This window comes from Pseudomonas sp. 31 R 17, assembly GCF_900004915.1.
Classification (GTDB): Bacteria; Pseudomonadota; Gammaproteobacteria; order Pseudomonadales; family Pseudomonadaceae; genus Aquipseudomonas; species Aquipseudomonas orientalis_A.
Genome location: NZ_CVTN01000022.1, coordinates 1 through 1,227, shown reverse-complemented (window position 1 = coordinate 1,227; position 1,227 = coordinate 1). Strand labels below are relative to the sequence as shown.

1 protein-coding gene is annotated in these 1,227 nt (G+C 56.1%); it reads left to right on the top strand.

Annotation, left to right across the window (positions count from 1 at the left end; genetic code table 11):
• The coding region (locus tag BFP89_RS00395) for an immunoglobulin-like domain-containing protein (RefSeq protein ID WP_370671193.1) at positions 1 to 1,227 on the top strand (1,227 nt) is incomplete at both ends.

The window sequence follows — 1,227 nt, the reverse complement described above, 5'->3', positions numbered from 1 at the left end:
ACCGTCACCACTGCAATCAAGACTGTCACCGGTGGCGAGCACTTTGAGAACCTGGTGCCAGGTACCACAGCGGTTAACACCACTGTCACCGATACCCCAAGCACCGCTGATACCACTACCGTTACGCTGACCGCGCCAACCGCCGTCAACGAAGGTGGCCAGATCACTTACACGGCCACGCTTTCCAATAAAGCGGGCAGCGACGTCACTCTGAAACTGGATAACGGTTCGTCGATTATCATCAAGGCAGGCGATACCGTCGGCACTGTGACCATCCCTGCGCCAAGCGATGACGTGTTCATCGATAAGAGCACTCAAACGGTCAAGATTACCGACGCAACGGGCGGCAACTTTGAGAAGTTGGAAGTTGCTGGCAACGGCGCAACCACTGCAATCAACGACACCATCGACAAAGTCGATGTAGTTCTGAGCGCCACAACTACCGTCGGCGAAGGCGGCAATATCGTTTACACCGCCAGCCTTGTGGATAAAAACGGCGCGCTGGTGACCAACATCACCAACCCGTTGACCGTCACCCTGGATAACGGCAAAACCATCACCATCGGTGTGAACCAATCCAGCGGCACAGTCACCACTGTGGCACCGAATGACGTCTACAAAGGCGATCAAACCGTCACGACCGCCATCAAAACCGTCACCGGTGGCGAGCACTTTGAAAACCTGGTGCCAGGTACTACAGCGGTTAACACCACCGTTACCGATACCCCAGGCACTGCTGATACCACTACCGTCACGCTCACCGCGCCAAGTGCCGTTAACGAAGGCGGCCAGATCACCTACACCGCGACCTTGAGCAACAAGGCCGGTACTGACGTCACGCTGAAACTCGATAACGGTTCGAACATCACCATCAAAGCTGGTGAAACTGTCGGCACCGTCACCGTCCCTGCGCCAAGCGATGACGTGTTTATCGACAAGAGCACTCAGACGGTCAAGATTACCGACGCAACGGGCGGCAACTTTGAGAAGTTGGAAGTTGCCGGCAACGGCGCAACTACCGCGATCAACGACACCATCGACAAGGTCGACGTTGTACTAACCGCTACCACCACCGTCGGCGAGGGCGGCAACATCCTCTACACCGCCAGCCTTGTGGATAAAAACGGCGCGCCGGTGACTAACATCACCAATCCGCTGACCGTCACACTCGATAACGGCCAGAGCATCACTATCGGTGTAAACCAATCGAGCGGCAGCGTTTCGGTT